This is a genomic window from Neorhizobium sp. DAR64862/K0K3 (assembly GCF_050500185.1).
Lineage (GTDB): Bacteria > Pseudomonadota > Alphaproteobacteria > Rhizobiales > Rhizobiaceae > Neorhizobium > Neorhizobium soli.
Window position 1 is genome coordinate 1 of the sequence record NZ_CP191452.1, and the last position, 24025, is coordinate 24025.

Here is a 24025-nt window from a genome sequence, read left to right on the forward strand (position 1 = left end):
GTTTTGCCGTTACCAGTGGCTGCGTCTCCCTAGGTCACCTATGGACCGTCATCCTACCATGAGGTGGCTCATCGCCGGATCGGCGATGACTACGAGCGCGCTTCCTTCGCGTACGTTTTCGTAAAGGTGGATCACATCTTGATTAATCATGCGGATACATCCGGATGACACGGCCCGACCGATTGTCCAGAACTCCGGATTGCCGTGAATGCGATAAATGGTATCCCGGTTGCCCTCGTGGATATAGAGCGCGCGCGCTCCAAGAGGATTCTTGAGCCCTGGGCCCATGCCGCCGTTTGCAATGCTCACAGGTTCCAGTTCCGGCTGGCGCGCCACCATCTCGTCAGGCGGGTTCCATCGGGGCCATTCTCGCTTATAAGCGATATGACGGCCCCGACCAGCCCACGAAAAGCCGTCTCGACCGACGCCGACACCATACCGGGTAGCACGACCGTATGCCTGTATATGGTACAGATAGCGGTTAGGCGTATCGACGACCACAGTGCCTATAACTTCATCGGTCGGATAGTCCACACTCGTCCGCCACCACTTTGGGTCGACCTTGGAGACATCGACTTCTGGAATAGGAAACATCTCGTTCGGCATGGCGTAGTACATGGGTGGGGGCACCAAGCGTGGCGTTTCAGTCTGCACGACTTGGACTGGTTGTGTCTCCATAGTCGTGCAGCCAGCCAAAGCAAATGTTCCAAGCCCTCCGATAAACGTACGCCGGGCCATTGCGCCAGAGGCCAGTATTTTCGAATTCAAAACAAATCCCTCGTATCCTGTTTGATGGTCATATGACGAGGGAGCAACCTTAAGGACACCTTAAAGGAAACCGATTGACCCCTGACAATCGGTCTATCGCGCGTATCGCGTTCTGGCTTAGGATCTGTTGACAAAGTGGATTCCAAATCAGCGGAAGCGTGATTCAAACCTGCTTTTAGTAGGCGGTTTTGGCTCGCGGCGACCTGACAGATATCGAATGGCGGATCATCGAGGGGGTGTTGCCCACCAAACGTGGGGGGAAGTCCCGGCCCGCACACGATCGGCGATATCTAAACGGCATGTTGCATGTTTCGGGTCGGCTGTCCCCGGCGCCACAAGCACAATCGCTACGGCAAGTGGCGTTCCTTCTATGTGCGCTTCCGCCGATGGACCGAGCAGGGCGTGTAGGATGCCCTCCCTGAGACCCTCGTCGAACTGGGGCTGACTTATCCTTGCGTGGTGACCACTATCGGCGAATTTCGTTCCGGCGACAAAATTTCCACAATCGTTGGCACCGGAGCGACTGACGAGCGAGAAGATCAGGGCGCCCAACCGACGTCTTACCGAAACAGGTTCGACACAAGTCCCCAAAACGACTGCCTCGTGAGACCTAAACACGGCTGAGCGGTCCTTTCCAGGGTCCAGATTTCTATTTAAATAGCTGATCGACCGACACGACTAAAAAGATGGTCGGCCCGCTTCTTCCTGCGAAAGGCGAGCTACCGTGGTCACCGTCGAATGATATTTTCCCTTAACTGGCGGCCACCTTTAAGTTTGGCTTAAGGTTGGTGGTCGATGACGTGCGCGCTCGCGGGGGGCTCATCAAAGGGACGGGTGGATAGTGCATGGTGACGATGGGACTATTACTGGCGTTAAGTTTTGCCGTATCATTGCTGGCGCTTGCCTTCCTGATTTGGGCGATCAGTAACCGGCAGATCAAGCTCGATCAGAGAGATGCAAATGTCATCTTTGCAAGCGGAGATGATAGCCATCTCGATAGTCCCGATACTAAACATTCGCTCTCCGAGCGGCACTACTTCGACAGTGCGACTTCTGGCATCGATCGGATTTCTGCGACACCCGTCACCGTTCTTTTGGTCGCTGCAACCTTCTGGCTTATACTCGGCTCTACCTTTGGGTTAATTGCCTCCCTAAAGCTTCATTGGCCGGACTGGCTTTCGGCTTTTGCACCGCTCACCTTCGGTCGGGTTCGCACCCTACATCTCAACCTCGTTATCTACGGTTGGCTTTCCCAAATGGGTGTGGCCTCGATGATTTGGATCCTGCCACGCGTCTTCCACACACCGTTGCGCGCGCCGAAACTCCCCATAATAGGCGCAGTTCTTTGGAATATAGCAATCTGTCTTGGAGCGCTTGCAATCGCCAATGGGTGGACTGACGGCGAAGAATGGCTGGAGATCCCGTGGCAGCTCGACATGCTCTTGGCGCTAGCAGGCATGTTCTTCGCCATATCGCTGGTTAAGACAACGATCGCTCGGCAAGTCCACCACATCTATGTGTCCGGCTGGTATTTTCTTGCTGGGATTGTATGGTTCCCTTTCCTTTTTGTCGTTGCGAATATCCCCTATATTCACTCTGGTGTCGAAGAGGCCACGGTCAACTGGTGGTTCGCCCATAACGTTCTTGGGCTTTGGCTAACGCCTCTCGGTGTTGGTACTGCTTACTATTTCATCCCTAAGATCATCGGGAAGCCAATTTATTCTTATTCTGTATCGTTGCTTGGGTTCTGGGGCCTTGCTCTCTTTTACAGTCAAGTCGGCATACACCATCTGATCGGCGGGCCTGTGCCGACTTGGGTTGTGACGCTCTCAATCGTCCACTCGGTGATGATGTTCATTCCAGTGATCGCGGTTGCCATCAACCAACATGTCACGGTCGCGCGCAATCTGTGGGCTCTTAAGGAATCGTTACCGCTTCGCTTCATCTCATTCGGCGCAGTCATGTATACGCTGGCGTCTTTCCAAGGCTCGATCGAGGCTCTTCGTTCCATAAACACGATCACACATTTCACGCACTACACCGTCGCGCACGCCCATCTTGGCGCCTATGCTTTTGTGACCATCATTATGTTCGGGGCGGCTTATCAGATCTTCCCGCGCATGACCGGACGTGCATTCCACTGGCCAGCGCTGATCAACGCGCATTTCTGGTTAATCGTGTTCGGCTTTGCGATTTACTTTTTTGGGCTGTCGATTGGCGGCGTCCTTCAGGGTCTTGCCATGCTCGATGCAACCCGGCCATTTGCAGACAGTGTCACCGTTACCATCCCCTACCTCGAGGCACGTAGCGTTGGCGGCGGCTTGATGACGCTCGGCCACCTCATCTTCGCATTTAACGTCGCCTCAATCTTGTTCCCTTGGCGCGAACCGGCTGCCACGAAAATGGTCCCAGCAGAATGAACCGGTATCTCCCACTTTCAATCATTGCTTTGGGTATCCTTGCATTCGCGACCTTGATGCTTGTCGTCGCGCCTGGAATCCAAATCAGCCGGCACGAGATTCCGTCCGATCTAAAACCCTACACCGAGCAACAAACACGTGGTCGCGAGGTCTACGTCTCGCTAGGCTGCGTTTACTGTCACAGTCAGCAGCCGCGCTCACCCGACCAGGGGCCGGACGGTGAAAGAGGCTGGGGCCGTCCGGCGGTCGCCGCAGACTACAGTTATGACAGTCCACACCAACTCGGCACGATGCGGACAGGGCCGGACCTGCTCAATGTCGGCGCTCGTCTTCCATCGCGAGATTGGCATCTCACGCATCTCTACCAACCCCGCGCCATCTTCGAATGGAGCATCATGCCTTCCTATCCCTTCCTGTTTGAGGAAAAGAGCGCTGCGGCTCCCGGTGACGTCGTCGTCGCCTTGCCATCACAATATGCGCCGAAGGCCGGCGTTTTGATCGCTAAGCAGGAAGCGCTCGACTTGGCGGTTTACCTGCAATCGCTCGACCGAACCTATCCCGCGCCGGCCAATGCACTGCGCGACGATGGCTACTACCGTCAGGAAAGAGCGCAATGACGATCGATAAACCTTCGCAGAAGGACAGGTTAGAACGACCCGACGAGAATTTCGAGCCGTACGAGCTTCACGGCAAGATGCCATGGCCGTTGATTGCTATCGCTGTAGGACTTGGCATATGGGGCGCTGCGTCGCTATTTACCATGCGAGAGGATGTTGCAGCGCAGAGCGACGAGAGAGTAGCGGAAAGCGGAAAGGCGACAGGTGCAATTACGGAGCCGGGTGCCGCGCTGTTCACTGCCCGTTGCTCTACTTGCCATCAGTCTGACGGCGTGGGCGTGCGAGGCGCTATCCCGCCTCTTGCCGGATCGGCTTTCACCGCACAAGGACCCGAACTTGTTTCAACAATCCTGTTGCGCGGCATAGATGGGCCGATCCGCGTCGGGAATTATAACTTCAGCGGCCATATGCCAAGTTTTGCCAGCGTGCTGAGCAACGTGGAGCTTGGCGAGCTGGCCACTTATGTGGCGCATCGGTTCGGAAAGTCGTCCGAGAAAATTGAAGCGGCGGCTGTCGCTATGCTCCGCACCGAGGTTGCCGACAAAGGCGGCTTCAAAGGAGGGGCGGAGATCGCGTCCTCCACCGGACTTTCCCTCGGCGACCAGCCTCCTTTCGAGGCGAAGACATCCATTTCTCTCAGCCCTGAAGTCTCCGCAATAATTTTCAAAGGACGCGGCGAGCAATGGGCATGTGCAAGCTGTCACGGCGATCTCGGACAAGGTAAGGAAAATGTCCCACGCCTTTCGGGCCTTCCAGCAGACTACATCATCAAGCAAATCGACGATTTCGCGCAAGGACGTCGGCTCAACGAGACTATGCGTATCGTCGCTATAACACTGTCCGATCAGGAAAAGCGCCAGCTGGGTGAATATTACGCCAGCTTGCGTGTGCCTTCGAACGCTAAACCGGAACTCGGAGGCGACATCGCGCGTGGCGAAGAGCTTGCACTGCGCGGTGACTGGAACCGAAATGTGCCGTCCTGTTTCTCCTGTCATGGGCCATCGGGCTTCGGTGTTTCGCCGGCATTTCCAGCTCTCGCCGCCCAGCACGCGTCCTATACGGCAACTCAGCTCGCTGCGTGGGTCGGTGGTCATCGCAACAATTCTTCGCTCGACCTGATGGGTCGGATTTCCCGTGAGCTTTCCGACGCGGATCGCAGAGCGGTCGCAGACTATCTCGCCTCGCTTCCTCCAGTCCCGGCAGGAGATGGCGCCAAGATCGGAGACGTGCAATGATGGAGCCAGAAGAAAACACATCAGTCAAACCGGCGGTGCCACAAAAAGGACGCATCGCTCGAACGTGGATATACGCTGCTGGAGCAGGTTTAATCGTAGCCGCTCTGGGCGCTCTGGCCTATGAGACAGGTTTTATTCCTAACCGACAGACTTCGGAGAACGAGGTAGTCGGTACCCATGCCAGTTTGTTTCAGCCCCCGACCGACGACCACATCCCGAACGATCAGTTTGGCGCGGCTGTTCGGCGAGGCCAGGCAATATTCACGAATACCGCGACCAATGCCTCGCAATACGTTGGCAACGGCCTGTCGTGCTCCAACTGTCATCTCGGCGCTGGCCGACAACCATTCTCGGCCCCGATGTGGGCCGCTTGGGTACAATACCCGAAATACCGATCAAAAAACAAACAGATCAACACCATGGAAGATCGTGTCAAGGGGTGCTTCACCTACTCGATGAATGCACAACATTCCGTGAAAGGTGGTCCGCCGCCGGCGGGCGATGATATCTACCGTGATCTGCAGACGTATTTCTATTGGCTCGCCACCAATGCTCCGACCAATAAAGCTCCCGAGGGCGGCGGATTCGGCAAGGTTGCTAAGACCGAGCTCGGATATTCGCCGGAGCGCGGCCAAGAGGTTTTTGCAACGAACTGTGCAGTTTGTCACGGCGGCGATGGCCAAGGCCAGAAGGACATCAACGGCCGCTACGTCTTTCCGCCGCTTTGGGGTGCCAACTCGTTTAATTGGGGTGCCGGCATGGCCCGCATCGACACCGCGGCTGCGTTTATCAAAAACAATATGCCTCTGTCGCAACCCGGGCGTCTAACTGATCAGGAAGCATGGGACGTAGCCGCATATATAGACAGTCTGGAACGGCCTAAGGATCCACGCCAGAAAGATAAGACAATCGAGGCAACCCGCAAGCAGTACCACGACGGCGACCAGATCTACTACGGTCAGACAGTCGACGGCGTACTCCGCGGGATCGGCACGCCAGACCCGGAGCGCCCGGTCGGCGCCGTGGACTAGCGATTTGCGCCGTCTTTTCGGGGTCAGCGGCATGGCATGTGGAGGCTGCGCCCGCGGGCTTGAGCGTCATGTTAGCCGGCTTCCCGGCGTCAACTCGGTTGGCGTGCATCACCTAACTGCCTCGATATTGATCGATTGGGATGGTCCGCGTCTCTCCATTGCAGACATAACCTTGGCGGTCTCTGCCGCGGGATACACTCTGATTGATCGCCATCGGCCAGACGAACTCTCGGCGATCATGTCTGCCGACATAAGCTGTCTCTCTTTGCGCCTAGCAGTTGCCGTCATGTCGGGAATGTGGTCGATGGCACTTGCCATCGTTTTGTATGTCACGGTTCTCGATCCTAAGGCCGCATGGTGGGTAGCCTTTGGATCGGGAATACTGGCCTTGCCTGTTATCGTGTGGTCGGGTGCTGAAATTTTTTGGATGGCGTTCAGGTCAATACGGCTTCGCACTCCGGGCATGGACCTGCTTGTCGCGCTCGGCGCCGGGGGTGCATTCCTCCTCTCCTGCTTCTCTCTCTTTGCTGGATCGTCTCATGTCTATTTTGACACGGCAACGATGCTGATCACGCTGTTGCTTATTGGGCGTCTCGTCGATTTGATGACACGGCAAAGCGCGATCGAAGCGCTGAAAGCGCTCGAGGGAATCTCCCTTGAAACGGTGGTCCGGCGATCATCTGCTGGCGACCAGTCCATTCCGGCGACTGAGAGTGGAATCGGCGACAAAATTGTCGTCGACGCGGGTTCCACCATCGGGATGGACGGGGTGATCGAGGAAGGGCAAAGCCTAGTCAATCGTGCCGTACTCACCGGTGAAAGTTGTGCAATCAAGGTCTGCGTGGGACAACGTGTCGAAGCTGGATCCGTCAACCTCCAACATCGCATCGTTGTCGCTATCGATCGTCGGTATGGAGATCGCGACATTGATCGCATGGGCGGCGCGGTTGCGCTTGAGCTTGCGCAACGGGGCGCGACGACGTCACGCGCTGAGGAAATTGCCGCAACGCTCAGTTGGAGTATTCCTTGTCTCGCACTCATCACTGCTATAGCCCTGCCGATTGCAGGTATATCTGCGACGGAGAGCGCTATCAGGGGGCTTACCATTCTTGCCGCGGCCTGCCCATGTGCATTGTCGATCGCGGGACCCTTGGCACAGGCGCGCGCTGCAGGTATCGCGGCGACACTTAGTCTCCGTCTGCGCGACCCTATCGCATTCAGTGCACTCGCGCATATCACGACTGCGATCTTCGACAAGACCGGGACGCTGACTAGCGGTAGACCAACGGTAGTCGAGGTTCACCCCTCCGAAGGCTGGACTCAAGACGAAATACTACGAGTCGCCGCTCGGGCCGAGACGGGGATCGATCATCCGCTGGCGCGCGCTATCGTCGCACGGCACGGGCGCGAAGAAGGAAAGGGAGGGACACGCCTAGAGCGAAGTGCCGAGGGTAGCGATTGGGACGGCCGTCGCATTACGGTATCCGGGTTGAACACGAATGACGGACTAACATCGCTTGCCGTTACCCTTGACGGCGAATTGGTCGGCCGGCTTAGTGTTGCTGACGCCCCAACCGATGAAGCGCGCATGACAGTGCATCGATTGCGCGATAGCAACATTGATGTCTGGATCGCGTCTGGTGACGCCGTTGGGCCGACTATGAAGGTAGCCGCGGAACTTGGTATCCCCGCTCGTCGTGCAGTCTTTGGCTGTACTCCCGCGGACAAGGTCAAGCTTATAAAAGCCGTCCCCGGTCCTGTTTTGTTTGTGGGCGACGGCGTCAACGACGCACAAGGGCTCGTCGCTGCAGATTGCGGGATGTCGGTTGCCGAGGCCCACGGCGCCGCCGCGCAGACAGCCGATGTGGTCATTGTAAAGGGAGGCATCTCCCAGATACTGACAGCGATAGCGCTATCTAGCCGCATGGGGACAATCGCCAAGCAGAATCTGGTACTGGCTATTGCCTACAATTTGATTGCGGTTCCGTTTGCTATCACAGGCATTCTTACACCATCCATGGCTGCGCTAGCTATGTTCGCCAGCTCTCTCTCCGTAGCGTTGAACAGCATTCGGTTGAAGATATTGCCACAGCCGCGTCGTTAGACCGCCTCGAGCACTGGATCGTGAGCCAAAAAGCACCGAGTTTGGCAAGCTGTGTGCCGTGTACTCAAAATTCCACAAAAATCGGTTTCCGAAGCCTTCACGGGACAAGACGCGTTTTGCCGTATGCCTGGAGTGCGTGTATTGTGGACAAGCCGGCTGGCTCACATTGGCATCAATGCGTATCCTTCAGCTTCTAACGTTGTGATTGTCGTCAGCGCCGAGAGCGAAAGCGTAACCGACTTGTCGATCCAGGCATATTCGAACTTGTGTTCAGCGACAGCCTGACCGCAAACTGCGACATCCACCCCATGATCACGTAGCAGTTTGATAAGTGGTAGGATGGGATTGTCGACTCCCAGCGCCGCCTTGTAGTGCTCGTTGTCCAACGCGAGGTTGGTCGCCTCTCCTGACGCGACAGCGACGAACTTGAGATTGGACAATGGGACACCCGCGGCGACATAGAGATTGAGCGTTCGTGCGACGTGGTCGAGCGAAGGATTGGGCTTGTCTGGCGCGGTCGCTGCCTTTGTCAGCCCGAAAACGATTTTGTAGGTTTTAGCCGGTTCAGGGCGATACTGGGCATCAGGAAGATCATGCATCTTCCCGTATCCAGGGATCGTCGGCGTTGTCCAAAAGTCAGACTGAGCAAAAACCGAAGGGGTTGTCGTGGCTAAACCCACAACAATGAGGCAAATCCTTCGTAGTGACATATGCATTTCTCCAGTTTACTGCGGCAACGAGCGCACGCCCCGCAAAATGCCGTGAAAGTGAACCCAGCAGGACAGGAAAGCCCTTTCGAGCGTCGTCGTGCTCTCGCCCTGATAATTATTGACGTTGAACCGACGTCTGATGTCGCGGTATAAAAGGACAACGCCTGATCTCAAATCCTATGCCGTACCGCACTGGAACGACTTAAAGGAAAGGGTAAGGTACCACCACCTACGTTGGCGGGAAGTTCATGGAGTGATCCGGATTGCCCGAAGCCGCACGATCTGTACGGTGCACCGAAGAGTCGTATCGGCGCTCAGGAGCAATGACCAGAAGTTCAATTGGTTCGCTCACCGACACTGCCCAGCTTAAAAGTTGAATCTAGGATCGGGAACGCATACATTCTTCATGTCTTCAACCAATCTATCCTTAAGGCCGCGCCTGCGGTTCAAGGAATGTGCGGCTTTACTCTGCATCCTCTTTGCGCGGCTGAAAATATCCGACCGGAATTTTAAGGTATGACCGGCCGTTGTTTTCGGGTTTCGGAAGGCGCCCACCACGGATATTTACCTGTAGGGCTGCCAGCATCAGCTTCGGTAGCGGCAATTTCGCGTCGCGCGCGTCGCGGACCTTCACGAATTCATCCTCGCTTGGCGATCCGGAAAAATGTTTATTGTGAGCAAGGTGATCTGCCACGCTCGCCTCACACTTCTGCGACCTACCCTCTGGAGCATAATCATGCCCGACAAAGAGTCTGGTCTCTGCCGGCAAATCGAGAATCCGGCGTATGCTACGGTAGAGCTCACGTGAACTTCCGCCGGGGAAGTCGGCTCGGCTCGAGCCGCTATCGGGCATCATTAAAGTGTCGTGCACAAATGCCGCGTTGCCTGCGACGTAGGTGATCGAGGCCATCGTATGTCCGGGTGAGAAGAATACTGTCACCGGAATTTGGCCGACTTCGAATGTTTCTCCATCTCTGAATAGACGATCCCATTGCGAGCCGTCCGCGCGGAAGCCATCATCAAGGTGGTAAATATCCTTCCACAGCTTCTGAACCTTCACGACGTGTTCGCCGGTCGCCATCGGCGCCGTCAGCTTCCCTTTGAGATAAGGTGCGGCCGAGAAATGATCGGCATGAGGATGCGTGTCGAGGATCCAGACGACTTCGATCCCCGTTGCCTCGATATAAGCCAGAATTTCGTCCGCGCGGGTCGTATCGGTTGCGCCAGCAAGGGTGTCATAGCCGAGAACCGGATCGACGATCGCGCCCTTCATCGTGGACGCATCGTGAAAAACGTATTGCCAGCTGCCAGTAGGCTTGTCCCAAAACGATTTGACGACAGGCGAATGCATGGACATGTGGTTTCCTCTCTTACTCTGCCGCTTCCAAGCGTGCCCACCGCGCCATCTCTCCGGGGAACGTCGATCGAACAACTTGGAGCGTTTTAGTCACAGCTGGCTTCACGGGGTCATCGATCGGGCGGTTGACGTAGGCCGGACCGCAAAACATCTGCATCAGCATATTCATGACGACGGCTACTCGATCGTCGGCAATCGAATAATAGATCTGACGAGAAGCCCGGCGCGTTTGTACAACCCCTGCCTGGCGAAGTTCTGCCAGTTGCTGGGAAAGGGCGGGCTGCTTGAAATCCAGATCTTCCTGGATTTCACCGACCGATCGCTCGCGCTGCGCAATATGGCACAACAGCATCAGTCGGCTCGGAGTGCTGAACAGGCGCATGAACTCTGCCGCCTCCGCGCATTTGTCTTGCATGACTTCCAGGCTCAAGGCCACTTCACTCATGCCCGACGCTCCCTGTAATACCAGGTCTGGCCTTCGGTCGTCTGATCTGCTTCCTCCATGGAGGACGCGGCCGGCTCCACCAGCGGCTGTCCGGGTCTCCAGCCCTCTGGTGTCAGGGCGCAGTCTCTCTCAGAAGTCTGAAGTGCTTCGACGAGGCGTAGAAGTTCATCAACTGACCTCCCGACATTCATCGGATACCAGACGATCGCACGCACGATGCCTTCAGGGTCAATTGCGTATGTCGCACGGACAGTGCCGCTATTTTCCGAAGCGGAATCCAGCATGCCATAGGCTCGGGCGACAACCATCGCCGAATCCTCGATCAGGGGAAACTTCACCTTGACGCCAAAGCTTCGCTCGATATCGCGCAACCATGCGACATGCGAGTAAAGGCTATCCACCGAAAGCCCCAGAAGGTCGCAGTTCAAGGCTGAAAATTTGTCCTGCGCCTGTGCGAATGCGATGAACTCGCTCGTGCATACCGAGGTGAAGTCTGCCGGATGCGAGAAGAACAGGAGCCACCGACCGCGATAACCAGACAGTGAGACTTCACCCTCAGTTGACCGGGCTGTGAAGCCCGGTGCGCGATCGTTGATCCTCAGTGTGGTAGCCGCCAGGACCGGCGCGGCATTTACTGCATCCATCATCCAACCTTTTCCATCAAGAAGCCGATGCCCGGCTATAGAGAAGGGTCACAGCGCTGGCTATGAGGAATACACACTTGCACTCTTATTGTAAATATGTATTTTACTGAGTGAAAGTTGCGAAAACGGCCAAAATCCTCTCGTTTGTCACGCCACGGCAAATTTTTCGTCAATAACGCGAATTTGCAATCGTTGGTCCGATGGTCCACATGAAAATCGATTACGTAAAATATGAAAGTGTCGGAGCGGACGAGGGTCTGGCCTCAGCGGGCCTAGAACGTCCGAGACAGGAGCGCCACATTGTCTAACCTCAACTTCATATGGCCTCTTACCGGCGGGCTCCTGATTGGCCTTTCGGCAGGTCTTTATCTTCTTTTGAACGGCCGTATCGCGGGCATTTCCGGTTTGACGGCATCCATGCTCGGTTGGACGGGCGGGGGCCAAACCGGCCTCGCCATCGGTTTCGTTAGCGGGATTCTCGCCGGAGCCGCAATCGCCTTCAATCTCATCCGAGAGGCCGATGTGGTGATAACCGGTTCGCCTGTTCTGCTAATCGCCGGCGGGCTTCTGGTGGGGTTCGGAACCCGACTGGGCTCCGGCTGCACCAGCGGCCACGGCGTCTGTGGACTTGCCCGCCTTTCGCCGCGCTCGCTCATCGCAACCGCCACTTTCATGGTCATCGCGGCGGCCACCGTTTTCGTGACCCGCCATCTCATCGGAGGGCTGTCATGACCGCGCGAATACTTTCATCCGTTGTATGCGGCGTCCTTTTTGGCCTCGGCCTCGTCATATCGGATATGGTCAATCCAGCACGGGTGCTCGCCTTTCTCGACGTTACCGGATCCTGGGACCCGTCCCTCGCCTTCGTCATGGGCGGGGCTTTGATCCCGTCCTCGGTCGCGTATGCGGTGAAGCGCCGACGCCTGCGGCCGGTCCTCGACAATCAGTTTCATGTCCCCAGCAACAAGACCATCGACGGCAAGCTTCTGTCCGGAGCCGCCTTGTTCGGCCTTGGATGGGGGCTGGTCGGGCTCTGCCCAGGCCCTGCCCTGGCAGCACTTGTAACGGCTCGTTGGGAAGCCGTTCTGTTCGCGGTGGCCATGCTTCTCGGCATGTTCGCCTATCGCATCGTCTCGTCCCGGCACAACGCGCCGCTTCGGGCTCACTGAAGGAGGAAAGCCTCATGGACATCCGAAAGATCAATGACAGCATCAGCGTTTCACCGCAGATCAAGAATGAGGATATGGGCGAACTTGCGCGCCTCGGCTTCAAATCCGTGATTTCCAACCGCCCGGATGGCGAGGAAGCCGGTCAGCCCGGCGCCGAAGATACAGCGCTCGCCGCGAAGGCTGCCGGCCTGGAGTTTCGACACATCCCGGTTGTTGCTTCCGACATCCGTGATCGCGATGTTTCGCTCTTTGACGAGGCGATGAGGGATCTGCCCAAGCCTGTTTTGGGATTTTGCCGATCCGGAACGCGCGCCGCTACCCTATGGGCGATGTCTCAGGCCGACAAAGACGGCGCAGACACTGTGTTGGCCGCAACCAAGGCAGCAGGGTATGATCTCGAAAAACTTCGTCCACGGCTTCAGCCGAAGCATTTCAAGCATGACCAAATACTGCCGGCTGTCTGCGACGTCCTCATTATCGGCGCTGGCTCCGCCGGTATCGCCACAGCCGCCAGTCTTCTTAAGCGTCGGACTGGCCTAAAGATCACCATCGTCGACCCATCCGAGCGTCATGCTTATCAACCAGGATGGACCATGGTTGGCGGCGGAATTTTCAAGCCCGAGGAGACGGTGCGCTCGATGGCGGACGTTATGCCCGATGGCGTAACCTGGGAAAAGACGGCGGTCACCGAATTCGATCCTGATCATGACCGTGTGCATTTGGCCGATGGTCGGCGCATCGGTTACCGTATGTTGGTGGCCGCTCCAGGCATCAAGCTCGACTGGGCGGCAATCGAGGGCCTTGAAGAAACACTCGGCCGCAATGGGGTCACCTCCAATTATCGCTATGATACCGCACCCTATACGTGGTCGCTGGTGCAGAATCTCAAGGGTGGCAAGGCGCTTTTCACGCAGCCGCCCATGCCGATCAAATGTGCTGGCGCCCCACAAAAGGCGCTGTATCTTTCTGGCGATCACTGGTTTCGAAACGGCCGCATCAACGACATCTCGATCGAATTTCACAATGCGGGTCCGGTTCTCTTCGGCGTCAAGGACTATGTGCCTGCGCTGATGGAGTACATCAAGAAATACCGCGCGGATCTTCAATTCGGCTCCCGGCTCGTCGCCGTTGATGGCTCGAAGAAGGAGGCGCGATTTGCCCGTGCTGGCGCAGACGGCGCGGTGGTTGAAGAAACCCGCGGCTTTGACATGATACATGTCTGCCCGCCACAGGTCGCTCCCGACTTCGTCCGTTCAAGCCCGCTTGCCAACCAAGCCGGTTGGATCGACGTGGACGAGGCCAGCCTCCAGCATAAGCGCTATCCAAATGTCTTTTCGCTCGGTGACGCCGCAGGCACATCGAACGCGAAGACGGCTGCGGCGGCACGCAAGCAGGCTCCAATTGTCGCTGAAAACGTCTTGGCCACTCTGGACGGTCGGCCAATACCGGCAGCTTACGATGGTTACGGCTCGTGCCCTTTGACAGTCGAACGCGGAAAGATCGTACTGGCGGAGTTCGGATATGGCGGAAAGCTCATGCCGACCTTTCCAAAATGGGTGATCGACGGCACGAAACCGTCCAGTCTCGCCTGGTACCTGAAGTCCGAGGCGCTGCCGAGGATCTACTGGCATGGCATGCTCAAGGGCCGGGAGTGGCTTGTCTCCCCAGACCTCAAGGCAAAGGCCGCCTAGGAGCGGCCGGAGAAGACAATGAATCTTGAACCGCTACAATACGGTCTGGGGGCGCTTTCCGGCGGCCTGGTGGGTTTCACGCTTGGCATGTTTGGAGGCGGCGGCTCAATCCTGGCTGTGCCTCTGATGGTCTATGTCGTAGGCGTCCCCAGCGCCCACCTGGCAATTGGAACCAGCGCTTTCGCCGTCGCAGCGAACGCGTTCGCCAATCTTATTGGCCATTGGCGGCTTGGCAACGTCAAATGGCGTTGCGCTGGGGTATACAGTGTTGCGGGCGTATTCGGCGCCCTGGCTGGTTCGACACTTGGCAAAATGGTCGATGGACAGAAGTTGCTTTTCCTTTTTGCTCTTCTGATGCTGGTGGTCGGCGTGCTGATGTTTCGAAAGCGAGGAGCCGAAGGCAATCCAGGTGCACAGTGCTCACGAGAGAACATCCATAAGGTCGCAGGATACGGTGGCCTCACCGGAATCTTCTCAGGTTTCTTTGGGATTGGCGGGGGCTTCTTGATCGTACCCGGGCTGATCGCATCAACCGGAATGCCGATCATCTTTGCCATCGGTTCTTCACTCGTCGCGGTAACGGCTTTCGGCCTGACCACCGCCTTGAACTATGCGATTTCCGGATATGTCGACTGGGTTCTGGCGGCAATATTCATCGGCGGCGGCGTTGTCGGAGGGCTCGCGGGCGCTTCCCTGGCCAAGAAACTATCTTCACGTAAAGGCATGTTGAACAGTCTTTTCGCGGCACTTATTTTTGTGGTTGCTGCGTACATGCTGTACAGAAGCGCTGGTCAGTTCATGCACGCCTGAGCAGCGTCGTCAGGAGACATCATGTTCGAACATTTTGACGCGACTATTCTGGCTCGAATCCAGTTTGCTTTCACCGTCTCGTTTCATATCATCTTCCCGGCGTTTTCTATCGGGCTGGCGAGCTACCTGTTTGTCCTTGAGGCACTTTGGCTGAAGACCGGAAAAGAGGTCTATCTCGAGCTTTTCAATTTTTGGAAGACCATCTTTGCGGTCGCGTTCGGGATGGGCGTGGTCTCAGGTATCGTGATGTCTTATCAGTTCGGCACCAATTGGGCCGTCTTTTCCGACAAGGCCGGGCCGGTGATCGGCCCTCTAATGGGATACGAAGTCCTAACAGCATTTTTTCTTGAGGCAGGGTTCCTAGGCGTTATGCTGTTCGGCCTCAAACGGGTTGGACATGGTCTGCATTTCCTGGCGACATCGATGGTGGCCCTAGGCACGCTCATTTCGGCAACATGGATCCTTGCCGTCAATTCCTGGATGCAGACGCCTGCAGGATTTGGCATGAACGACAAGGGGCAATTCATACCTGTCGATTGGTGGGCTATCGTATTCAATCCCTCTTTCCCTTACCGCCTCGTCCATATGGTGCTCGCTGCCTACCTGACGACTTCTCTTGTCGTTGGGGCGGTTGGTGCCTGGCATAACCTTCGCGGTACAGCGCCACGCCGATCAGCCAAGATGTTTTCGATGGCGATGTGGATGGCTGCATTGGTCGCGCCTTTGCAAATCCTGGCCGGCGACCAGCATGGAATCAATACTTTGGAGCACCAGCCTGCCAAGGTGATGGCCATGGAGGGCCATTTCGACAGCCATCCAGACGGCGCGCCCCTCATTTTGTTTGGCATTCCCAATCAGGAAGAAAAGCGCGTCGATTATGCAATTGAAATACCCAAGCTTTCCAGTCTCATCCTCAAGCATGGCCTGAATGAGCCCCTTGCTGGGCTGGACACGATCCCCGACGACCGGGAACCTCCCGTCATCATCGTGTTCTGGTCTTTCCGGGTGATGGTGGGTCTCGGGTTTGCCATCCTCGGTCTTGGCGTTTGGTCGCTATTCTGTCGCTATCGGGGGACCCTGCATACAAACATCTGGCTTCACCGCGCCGCTGTCGGAATGGGCCCAGCAGGATTTGTTGCTGTACTTGCGGGATGGATCACGACGGAAGTCGGACGACAACCTTATACGGTCTACGGACATCTGCTCACAGCCGACTCGATCTCGCCGATCGCAGCTCCCGCCGTTGCGACGTCCCTGATCGCATTTGTCATTGTCTATTTCTTCGTCTTCGGCGCTGGCACCTTTTACATCTTGCGCTTGATGGCGAGACTTCCGCGCGATCCCACTCCGGAATTGCAAGAAGGCCCACTTCGTACCCAAGGGATCACGCCTGGTCCCACCCAGGGAGGTTCCCATGGCCATTGATCTACCTTTCATCTGGGCCGCTATCATCGCCTTTGCCGTCCTTGCTTATGTCGTCATGGACGGCTTTGACTTGGGGGTTGGTATTTTGTTTCCGGTATTTCCGGAAAAGCACGATCGCGATGTGATGATGAATACGGTTGCTCCGGTCTGGGATGGCAACGAGACCTGGCTGGTTCTGGGCGGTGGGGGACTCATGGCAGTCTTTCCACTTGCCTATGCCACGATCCTGCCGGCCCTCTACATGCCAATCATCGCAATGCTTCTCGGCTTGATTTTCCGCGGCGTGGCGTTCGAGTATCGGTGGCGTACCAAGCGCTGGGAGAGGGTCTGGGACGTCGCTTTTTCCGGCGGATCGATGGTAGCAGCGTTTTCACAGGGCGTCGCGCTTGGCGGCCTCGTGCAAGGGATTCCGATCGTTGGCCGCGCCTATGCCGGCGGCTGGTGGGATTGGCTGACACCGTTCTCTATCGCGACCGGCGTGGCTTTGGTCATCGGATATTCGCTCCTGGGATCGACCTGGCTGGTGATGAAGACGACGGGAGCGCTATCGGAACGGGCGCGCTGGATTGCGACGCGCGTCAGTTTGGCGACCATTGCAGCTATGGCGATCTTTAGCTTATGGACGCCGTGGCTACGTCCACAATATCTCGATCGCTGGTTTGGCTTCCCGACTGCGATCTTTAGCGTTGTGGTTCCCTTGCTGGTGCTTGGCTGCCTCTACCTCATCATCACGGGGCTCAAAGCGAAAAAGGATGTTCAGCCTTTCCTGGCGGCGCTTGCGCTGTTCTTTCTAGGGTATGCGGGAATTGGCATAAGCTTCTATCCTTACATCGTTCCGACTTCACTGACGATTTGGGAGGCGGCTGCACCGCCTGAAAGCCTCAAATTTCTGCTCGTCGGCGCGTCGGTCCTGATCCCGATCATCCTTGCCTACACCAGCTATTCCTACTGGGTCTTTCGTGGGAAGGTTCGCCCGGAAGAGGGATATCATTGATGGCCAGCGGCCTCCGCTGGGGAAAGCGGCTCCTCTGGTTCGTCTCCCTGTGGGTGGCGGGTGTCGGTGTGACGGGCGTCGTGGCGTTCGGTATTCGTCTGTGGCTATCACCTGGCTAACCGTAGCGTCAGCGCCGGATTTGGCGGCATGAACTGGCGGGCCTAGACTGCTCGGCCAGTTTCATTGGGAGAATAGCGTGAACCTGGAAACGAGACCAAACGTTATTCCTTGGCCGCCGTTGATCTACATAGCGGCATTTTTTGCGGCCTACGCCTTAAACACCTTGCTATCGGTTCCCTTGCCGGATCACTGGGTCGTCAAGATTCTGGGCAGCTTGGCAATCGGTGTGGGTCTTGCGTTGGACCTTTGGGCTGCAGCGTCGCTGTATATACACCGGACGAGCATAATGCCTCATCGAGCCGCCTCACGTCTTGTGACCCAAGGACCCTACCGGTTTACAAGAAACCCCATCTATCTCGCCAATATGTTGGTTATGATTGGCATTAGCTTTCTAATCGCCAATGCCTGGCTGACGCTGTTTGCATTCTTGTCGGCCGCCATTGTGGGTCGCGTTGCAATCCAGCGTGAAGAGGAGCATTTGCACCGCCGATTTGGCGACGGCTGGAAGCTTTATGCCGAGAGAACGAGAAGATGGCTGTAACAGGGCGTGGGAAGCGCGACGATGAATCCAAAGCATTGCCTATCAGACGAATCTCGCCCTTCGACGTAGTTGATACGCCTGACTTGTTTTCGCCGAGGGTCTCCATGTCGACACCAAGGCGAAGGCGAGGAGCATCTCGGTGATATCACCGCCATAATACATCAGCTCAGCCGCATGCTTGAGGTGGTCCGGCGGGATTGGCAGATCGATGAATAGCCCGGCGTACAGCATCTGCGCCATAACCGAATGCATCAGAACCGCGACGCCCAGCACGATAAGCCGCGCCGGAACGGAAGGGCGACGCGGTGCTGGGTCAGGACCTGCAATGACCCACGTGTAAAGGCAGCCGGCCGCTACGAAATGGAAATGCACCACGTAATGCAGCCAGGGCTGCATCATCATCTCGTAATAAAGTGATGTAAAATAGAGGGCCGCCATGCCACCAATGTTCAGCGCCAGTGCCGTAACCGGATTGGCCCACAAATGGAAAAGGCGGCTTTGCAGAACAGTAGTGATGATCCGACCATAGCGGGCGGGAACAGTTTTCAATGTGAGCGTGACGGGCGCAGCCATCACTAGCCCCAGAGGCGCGAGCATCCCCATCATGATATGCTGAAGCATGTGCTGCCGAAAATCCCCTTCGGGGAAAGGAAGGTACTGCGGGAGCATGCTGACAGCCAGGACACTGCATCCCGCAATGAACGACGCCGTTCTCCATCCGCTCCAGGCACGCCCGCCCGCCCGCTGCCGCCATGCGGCTGTTGCGTAGAGGAAAGCAACCAGCGCGACGAGCATCAGGGGCACGATCATTGAGGGGTAGAAGGACGGACCGCAAATCATCCGTTGCGGCCCATGGGTTCACTTGCTGCAATGCCAATGGGCCTGCCACTGCGTGCCATCATCCAGCCAATCACCATAAGAACCACGCCTGACGCCAAAAATATCATGTCCCACATAAGCTGGTTCGGCCCCGAGTGGACGTGATGGATTCCGAGAATTTGGTGGTCGATGAGTCCTTCGACGAGATTGAATAGTCCCCAACCCACCAACATCCACCCCCATAAGACGCGAGACCCCCACACTTGACGCCGTTGCTGGGTGACGCGCGAATAGAGAATGCCAAGCCCGACCAGTACCGAGATCCACGTCACGGTATGAAAAATTCCGTCGCCTAGCGTGTTCATCTCAAGGCCGGGGACATCATTGACCGAGTACACATCGCTGAACATGTGGTGCCATTGAAGGACTTGGTGCAGGAGGATACCATCGAAGAAGCCCCCAAGGCCGATGCCTAGGATAATGCCCGGCGCCTGAACCGGCAAAGTTTCGCTGGATACTGACAAGTTTTGCTGCGCCATGGTCCTCTCCCTAATGATCAAGGATCAAACTGCAATTATGCTATGATGTTCCATGAGCTCAGCAGATTTGACTCTAAGCAAAGAACCCTGGCCGTCAGATAGAGAGTTGCAAAGCCGAGGCAGGCCAAAAGCAACTTAAGGATCTCGCTTCGAAGCTGCTGGCTTGCTCTCTGCTGTCAACGGCGCGCGAGAGGGTGCTTGGTTTTGTCCGCTGAAACAATTGATTTGCCGGCAATCTACATCAGGCGTCAGCATCGCTTCTCTCGAGAGGAAGCGCTAGTACGGCAGCAAAACCGTCCGAGACTCTTTTGAAATTGAGTCCACCACCCAGTTTCAGCATCGCCATATCGACAATCGCCAGTCCCAAGCCGCTCCCCTCGCCAGCCGCTGCATGGCCTCGCTTGAATCGCTCCCGCACTTTGGTCAGCTCAGTCGGATCGATACCAGCACCATGATCGATTATCTCGAATTCGACGTTCTCGCCGTTTATCCGACTGTTTATCAGCACGACTGTGTTCGGCGGAGAGGACTGGACCGCGTTCTCGACAACATTGCGTAATGCCAGCCGCAGCAGGTTGGCATTTCGTACCCTCAGCTCGCCAACGTTCAGCTCATTGACGATCACCGCAACTTTTGCCCGGCTGCAAAGAGAATCGAGGTCGGTGATGAGTTCCGCGAACATGAGGGGGAAATTGACGGCTTCTAAATCGCTTCTTCGATCCGCAGAGTCGACGGACGCCATATCGATCAGTTGGCGGACCAGCCTTCCCGTTCGGTCCACGCTTTTCGAAATTTGCGAGAGAGCTTTTGCACGGACATTCTTGTCTTCACTGCGCAAAGCGACCTGCGCTTGCGTTTTTAGGCCGGCGAGAGGGGTCTTCAATTCGTGGGCCGCATACGCGATGAACGTCTTTTCGCGGTCGCGCGCTTCCTCTACGCGGCGGAAGAGAGAATTGAGCGATGTGAGCAACGGCTTGATCTCGCTCGGCGCTTTTGTTTCGCCGATCGCATGGAGCTCGTCGGCCGAGCGTCCTGCAATCAATGATGCTATCCGGTTGAGCGGCCTGAGACCCTGAGCAACGCTCAGCCAGATCAGTAGCGCCAGCACCGGAAGTATGGCAACAGCTGGGAATAGCTGCCCCTTGACCACATCGGCAACAAGGCGATCGCGGATTTCCAAACTGTCTCCTACCAATACCCTGACATTCAGCGTTGGATTGACGACAGCGTAAACGCGCCAACGCGCGCCATCGACCAGCGTTTCGCTGAAGCCGTCCTGATGGTCCGAGAGCGAGATACGTGGCGCGCTTTCCGAGCGACTGACGAGCTGGCCTTCGAGAGACCATATCTGGCAAGATAGCTGCCGCCGGTAATCGCCTTGTTCCGTTTCGAACGAAAGCGGGACATCGGTCGCGGTTGCGGCATTTACCGCTGCGGCGACATCGATATGGTGGTCCGTGATGAGCGAACTGACCATGCGGGCCGCCTCGGTCAGGCGCGCGTCCAGCACCTTTTCGACCTGATGCTGCACGCTGAAATAGGTCCACAGGACCGCGAGCAGCCACACGGCCCCCGTCGACGCAAGCAGAATGACGAAAAGACGCAGGCGAATGGACCGCATCATGAATTGCCCAGCCGGTACCCAACGCCGCGCACCGTCTCGATTGCGGCGCTGCCCAGCTTGGCTCTTAGTTTGTGGATGTGTACCTCGATCGTGTTGCTCTCGACATCTTCCTGCCAACCGTAAAGCCGCTGCTCCAGCGCTTGCTTGGAATGAATGACCTGCGGGCTTTCCATCAGTGCGTGAAGGATCGAAAACTCACGGCGAGACAGGCTTACTTCCGCACCGCCGCACTGGACCAACATGGAGGCCGGATCGAGTCTGAGGCCGCGAACGGTGAGCTCACTGCTGGCGCGCCCACCCGAGCGTCGTGTAATCGCTCTCAGACGCGCCGCAACCTCGTCGAGATCAAATGGCTTTCCGAGGTAATCGTCAGCACCTGCGTCGAGGCCGTCGATCCGATCGCCGACTTCGTCCTTCGCCGTCAGAAGCAGGACGGGGGTCGTATTGCCGGCGCGGCGAATTGTCTTGAGCACATCGAGGCCGGATCCATCAGGCAGCATACGATCGAGAACGACAGCGTCGAAGGTGTCGTTGGCAAGCGCTTCTGTTGCGTCGGAGACAGTTGCGACACCATCCACGGCAAAGCCGATCAATTTCAGGCCTTCGCGCAGCCCGTCTAACAGAACCGCGTCATCTTCGACCACAAGTATGCGCAATCACGCCTCCGTGAGTTGATAAGTCGTCGTGCCTCTCCGCTACTCACCTTAAGCCTGTCTTAAGCTCACGACGAGATCCCTCCCGCATAGATTAAACTGATAAAAGGAATGGTGGATGAGAATCGCCTCGTTCGTATTGGCAGGCATAGCGCTCCTGATAACCGCACTGGCAGCGAGTGCCGCAGATGCGCCTTTGCCGATGGACGAAGCATTCAAGCCTTCTGTCGAACGCACCGCTGATGGACGGGCATTAGTCAGATGGCAGCTTGCCGACGGCTATTATCTCTACCGCGAATACCTTGGCGCCAAGGATGATGCTGACAAGTCGCTCGATCTTCAAACAATGCCCGGCACCACAAAGGACGATCCGAACTTCGGAAGTACGGAGATCTATTATAAGTCCGCTTCAGCGACGATTTCCGACCCACCCAATTCGTTCAAGGTGACCTATCAGGGGTGTCAAGATCACGGACTTTGCTATCCGCCGACCACGAAATCCGTCAATATGGCAACCCTCAGGATCGGAGACAGCCAAGCTTTTTTAGCGTTGAAGACAAATAGCGCGTCGCAGGTGTCTTCAGCCTTTTCTAAAATCGCTGACGAGCCGGATTTTACCCTTTCTGACGATCATGCCCAGACGATGATCGACCGCATGCTCGCTGACGGCGGGCTGACCCTGCTGGTTGCGGGCTTCGCCGGGTTCGGCCTTCTCCTCGCCTTCACCCCTTGCGTATTTCCGATCTATCCGATTGTGGCGGCTATGCTGGCGAGGGAAGGAGAAACGCTGACTGCCCGGCGGGGGTTCGTTCTCTCCTCATCCTATGTGCTGACACTCGCCGGTGCCTTCGGACTTTTGGGCATGGCAGCCGCCTGGTCCGGCCAAAACCTCCAGATCGCTCTTCAATCGACCTATGCGGTCGGTGCGATCGCGACACTTTTCGTCATCTTGGCACTCTCGAATTTCGGGCTGTTCCACCTCCAGCTCCCGGCCAGCATCACAGCACGCATGGCGCCGGCGCGAAAGCGCGGAGGGTCCGTGCCAGGCGCGATGATACTCGGGTTTTCATCCGCGTTGTTCATTGGCCCCTGCGTCACGGCGCCGCTCGCCGGTGCCCTGCTTTATATCGCGCGCACGGGCGACGTTGCAGTTGGGGCACTGGCGTTGTTTGCGCTGGGTATGGGCAAAGGTATTCCGCTTATCGTCATGGCAACCGCAGGCAGCAATTTTCTGCCTAAGGCGGGGGCTTGGATGGAGAATGTTCGCCACATCTTTGGATTTCTCTTCCTCGCAACTGCTCTGTGGCTGGCCTCACCCCTCTTTGCAGAAAGCCTCGTATTGCTGGGTTGGGCAGTCTTGGCTCTTGCATTCGGGGTGTTCGTGTTTACAGCAGCGACCGCCACACAACGCCCGGGGCCCGTCGTCTTGTCGCGGACAGCCGGCCTTGCCTCCATATTGTGGGGTGCTCTTCTTTTTGTCGGCATCGGTCTTGGTGCGACCGATCCACTGAACCCTCTTGCTCCATTGAGATCAGCAACTGGATCGGCATCTGTCGCTTCGATCGAGAAGAGTATGTTTGCCAAAGCCTCATCGACAAGCGAACTCATCAAACTGATCGGCGAGGCCCCCGAACAGGAGCCAACGCTACTCTATGTTACGGCAGACTGGTGTGTGTCCTGTCGCAGCATTGAACGTTCGGTGTTGCCGTCGCCGGAGGTCGCGCGTGCATTGCAGGGTGTTCGCTTGGTAACCTTGGACATCAGCCAGCTCGACGCTGCAAAACAGGCAATGATGTCCCAGTTGAAAGTCATCGGGCCGCCGACGATGTTGTTTCTGGACAGCGAGCGGAAGGAAGCAGCGTCCACACGGCTTGTTGGGGAATTTTCAGCTGACGATCTCGCGGAAGCCGCGCTCAAGGCAAGGGACCCGAACTAATGGGTTCGGTTTCGATCGGACCCTTCGCCTTCGACGGACCGCGGCTCGCTGTCATCGTCGGAGTAGTTATTTTTCTGACAGTGGGCTCTTTGCTCTCCCGGCACAGGCCGCGCCTAAGCTCGTGCACAACGGGAACCGTTGTGACTGGGCTAGTGGGAGCCCGCGCTGGCCACGTGGCGTATCATTTTGCAAGCTTTGCGGAGGAGCCTTGGCGCATCTTTGCTGTTTGGCAGGGCGGATTCTCGTTCGCTGGCGCAGCAATCGGGGTTGCTATTGGGATCGCGTGGCTAGCTGCGCGTTCTCTACGGGACGTCCCGTGGGCGGGTGGCGCGGTGGCGGCCGGGTTCTTCGCTTGGTTTGTCGTCAACACTCT

Annotated in this window: 22 protein-coding genes and 3 pseudogenes; 16 read left to right on the forward strand and 9 right to left on the reverse strand. The window is 56.9% G+C overall.

The features are described 5' to 3' along the window. Positions 1–48 precede the first annotated feature (48 nt). On the reverse strand, positions 49–738 hold the full coding sequence (locus ACQY1L_RS24500) for a L,D-transpeptidase (RefSeq protein WP_343723965.1): 690 nt from the start codon (positions 736–738) through the stop codon (positions 49–51). 218 nt (positions 739–956) lie between these two features. Here ACQY1L_RS24500 and ACQY1L_RS24505 point away from each other — a divergent pair. The 7 genes and pseudogenes from ACQY1L_RS24505 to ACQY1L_RS24535 form a co-directional block, all read left to right on the forward strand. Beyond that, positions 957–1173 (forward strand): annotated as a pseudogene (locus tag ACQY1L_RS24505) (transposase); the annotation flags it as partial. A 440-nt stretch (positions 1174–1613) separates the two neighbouring features. Beyond that, the gene (locus ACQY1L_RS24510) at positions 1614–3188 is read left to right on the forward strand and encodes a cbb3-type cytochrome c oxidase subunit I (protein WP_430262186.1); all 1575 of its coding nucleotides are present in this window, start codon (positions 1614–1616) and stop codon (positions 3186–3188) included. Continuing rightward, positions 3185–3805, forward strand: a complete 621-nt coding sequence (locus ACQY1L_RS24515; RefSeq protein WP_153516936.1) for a cbb3-type cytochrome c oxidase subunit II — start codon at positions 3185–3187, stop codon at positions 3803–3805. Before ACQY1L_RS24510 ends, ACQY1L_RS24515 begins: the two co-directional genes overlap by 4 nt. Next, positions 3802–5040 (forward strand): c-type cytochrome, encoded by a 1239-nt coding sequence (locus ACQY1L_RS24520; protein ID WP_249741337.1) that lies wholly within the window; start codon positions 3802–3804, stop codon positions 5038–5040. Before ACQY1L_RS24515 ends, ACQY1L_RS24520 begins: the two co-directional genes overlap by 4 nt. Then, the gene (locus tag ACQY1L_RS24525; RefSeq protein ID WP_430262189.1) at positions 5037–6071 is read left to right on the forward strand and encodes a c-type cytochrome; all 1035 of its coding nucleotides are present in this window, start codon (positions 5037–5039) and stop codon (positions 6069–6071) included. The genes ACQY1L_RS24520 and ACQY1L_RS24525 overlap by 4 nt, the downstream gene beginning before the upstream one ends. 31 nt (positions 6072–6102) lie before the next feature. After that, positions 6103–6258 (forward strand): annotated as a pseudogene (locus tag ACQY1L_RS24530) (cation transporter); the annotation flags it as partial. Positions 6259–6375: 117 nt separating this feature from the next. Then, positions 6376–8175 carry a heavy metal translocating P-type ATPase gene (locus tag ACQY1L_RS24535; RefSeq protein WP_246670649.1) on the forward strand — a complete coding sequence of 600 codons (1800 nt, stop codon included), beginning with the start codon at positions 6376–6378 and terminating at the stop codon, positions 8173–8175. Between the two features lie 161 nt (positions 8176–8336). Here ACQY1L_RS24535 and ACQY1L_RS24540 read toward each other — a convergent pair whose 3' ends face one another. The 4 genes from ACQY1L_RS24540 to ACQY1L_RS24555 form a co-directional block, all read right to left on the reverse strand. Further along, positions 8337–8774, reverse strand: coding sequence for a DsrE family protein (locus ACQY1L_RS24540; RefSeq protein WP_430262191.1), 438 nt, complete (start codon positions 8772–8774; stop codon positions 8337–8339). Between the two features lie 574 nt (positions 8775–9348). After that, on the reverse strand, positions 9349–10236 hold the full coding sequence (locus tag ACQY1L_RS24545) for an MBL fold metallo-hydrolase (RefSeq protein WP_153516982.1): 888 nt from the start codon (positions 10234–10236) through the stop codon (positions 9349–9351). A gap of 19 nt (positions 10237–10255) precedes the next feature. Next, positions 10256–10687 (reverse strand): ArsR/SmtB family transcription factor, encoded by a 432-nt coding sequence (locus ACQY1L_RS24550; protein ID WP_153516932.1) that lies wholly within the window; start codon positions 10685–10687, stop codon positions 10256–10258. After that, complete coding sequence (locus ACQY1L_RS24555) at positions 10684–11331, reverse strand: peroxiredoxin (protein WP_430262254.1); 648 nt, start codon at positions 11329–11331, stop codon at positions 10684–10686. The genes ACQY1L_RS24550 and ACQY1L_RS24555 overlap by 4 nt, the downstream gene beginning before the upstream one ends. A gap of 300 nt (positions 11332–11631) precedes the next feature. On the opposite strand from ACQY1L_RS24555, the gene ACQY1L_RS24560 reads away from it, so the two are divergent. The 7 genes from ACQY1L_RS24560 to ACQY1L_RS24590 all read left to right on the forward strand — a co-directional run bounded on the left by ACQY1L_RS24560 (position 11632) and on the right by ACQY1L_RS24590 (position 18081). Further along, positions 11632–12063 (forward strand): YeeE/YedE family protein, encoded by a 432-nt coding sequence (locus tag ACQY1L_RS24560; RefSeq protein ID WP_430262193.1) that lies wholly within the window; start codon positions 11632–11634, stop codon positions 12061–12063. Next, positions 12060–12500, forward strand: a complete 441-nt coding sequence (locus tag ACQY1L_RS24565; protein WP_430262195.1) for a DUF6691 family protein — start codon at positions 12060–12062, stop codon at positions 12498–12500. Before ACQY1L_RS24560 ends, ACQY1L_RS24565 begins: the two co-directional genes overlap by 4 nt. Before the next feature lie 14 nt (positions 12501–12514). Continuing rightward, entirely contained in the window at positions 12515–14191 is a 1677-nt protein-coding gene (locus ACQY1L_RS24570) for a TIGR01244 family sulfur transferase (RefSeq protein ID WP_430262197.1), read from the forward strand. An 18-nt stretch (positions 14192–14209) separates the two neighbouring features. Further along, on the forward strand, positions 14210–15001 hold the full coding sequence (locus tag ACQY1L_RS24575) for a sulfite exporter TauE/SafE family protein (RefSeq protein ID WP_430262199.1): 792 nt from the start codon (positions 14210–14212) through the stop codon (positions 14999–15001). A 21-nt stretch (positions 15002–15022) separates the two neighbouring features. Further along, entirely contained in the window at positions 15023–16426 is a 1404-nt protein-coding gene (locus ACQY1L_RS24580; RefSeq protein WP_153516926.1) for a cytochrome ubiquinol oxidase subunit I, read from the forward strand. Further along, complete coding sequence (gene cydB / locus ACQY1L_RS24585) at positions 16416–17420, forward strand: cytochrome d ubiquinol oxidase subunit II (RefSeq protein ID WP_153516925.1); 1005 nt, start codon at positions 16416–16418, stop codon at positions 17418–17420. The genes ACQY1L_RS24580 and cydB overlap by 11 nt, the downstream gene beginning before the upstream one ends. Before the next feature lie 196 nt (positions 17421–17616). Continuing rightward, the gene (locus ACQY1L_RS24590) at positions 17617–18081 is read left to right on the forward strand and encodes a methyltransferase family protein (RefSeq protein WP_371418998.1); all 465 of its coding nucleotides are present in this window, start codon (positions 17617–17619) and stop codon (positions 18079–18081) included. A 42-nt stretch (positions 18082–18123) separates the two neighbouring features. Here ACQY1L_RS24590 and ACQY1L_RS24595 read toward each other — a convergent pair whose 3' ends face one another. From ACQY1L_RS24595 to ACQY1L_RS24610, 4 genes are all read right to left on the reverse strand, one after another. Continuing rightward, complete coding sequence (locus tag ACQY1L_RS24595; RefSeq protein WP_430262201.1) at positions 18124–18876, reverse strand: cytochrome c oxidase assembly protein; 753 nt, start codon at positions 18874–18876, stop codon at positions 18124–18126. Between the two features lie 41 nt (positions 18877–18917). After that, complete coding sequence (locus ACQY1L_RS24600; protein ID WP_430262203.1) at positions 18918–19439, reverse strand: DUF2243 domain-containing protein; 522 nt, start codon at positions 19437–19439, stop codon at positions 18918–18920. Positions 19440–19680: 241 nt separating this feature from the next. Then, entirely contained in the window at positions 19681–21063 is a 1383-nt protein-coding gene (locus ACQY1L_RS24605) for an ATP-binding protein (RefSeq protein ID WP_430262205.1), read from the reverse strand. Further along, the gene (locus ACQY1L_RS24610; RefSeq protein ID WP_343723931.1) at positions 21060–21719 is read right to left on the reverse strand and encodes a response regulator; all 660 of its coding nucleotides are present in this window, start codon (positions 21717–21719) and stop codon (positions 21060–21062) included. Before ACQY1L_RS24610 ends, ACQY1L_RS24605 begins: the two co-directional genes overlap by 4 nt. A gap of 115 nt (positions 21720–21834) precedes the next feature. Here ACQY1L_RS24610 and dsbD point away from each other — a divergent pair, with 115 nt between their 5' ends. Further along, positions 21835–23652 carry a protein-disulfide reductase DsbD gene (gene dsbD / locus ACQY1L_RS24615; protein WP_430262207.1) on the forward strand — a complete coding sequence of 606 codons (1818 nt, stop codon included), beginning with the start codon at positions 21835–21837 and terminating at the stop codon, positions 23650–23652. Then, positions 23652–23960: pseudogene (locus ACQY1L_RS24620) on the forward strand (prolipoprotein diacylglyceryl transferase family protein); the annotation flags it as partial. The gene dsbD and the pseudogene ACQY1L_RS24620, both read left to right, overlap by 1 nt. Positions 23961–24025: the final 65 nt, after the last annotated feature.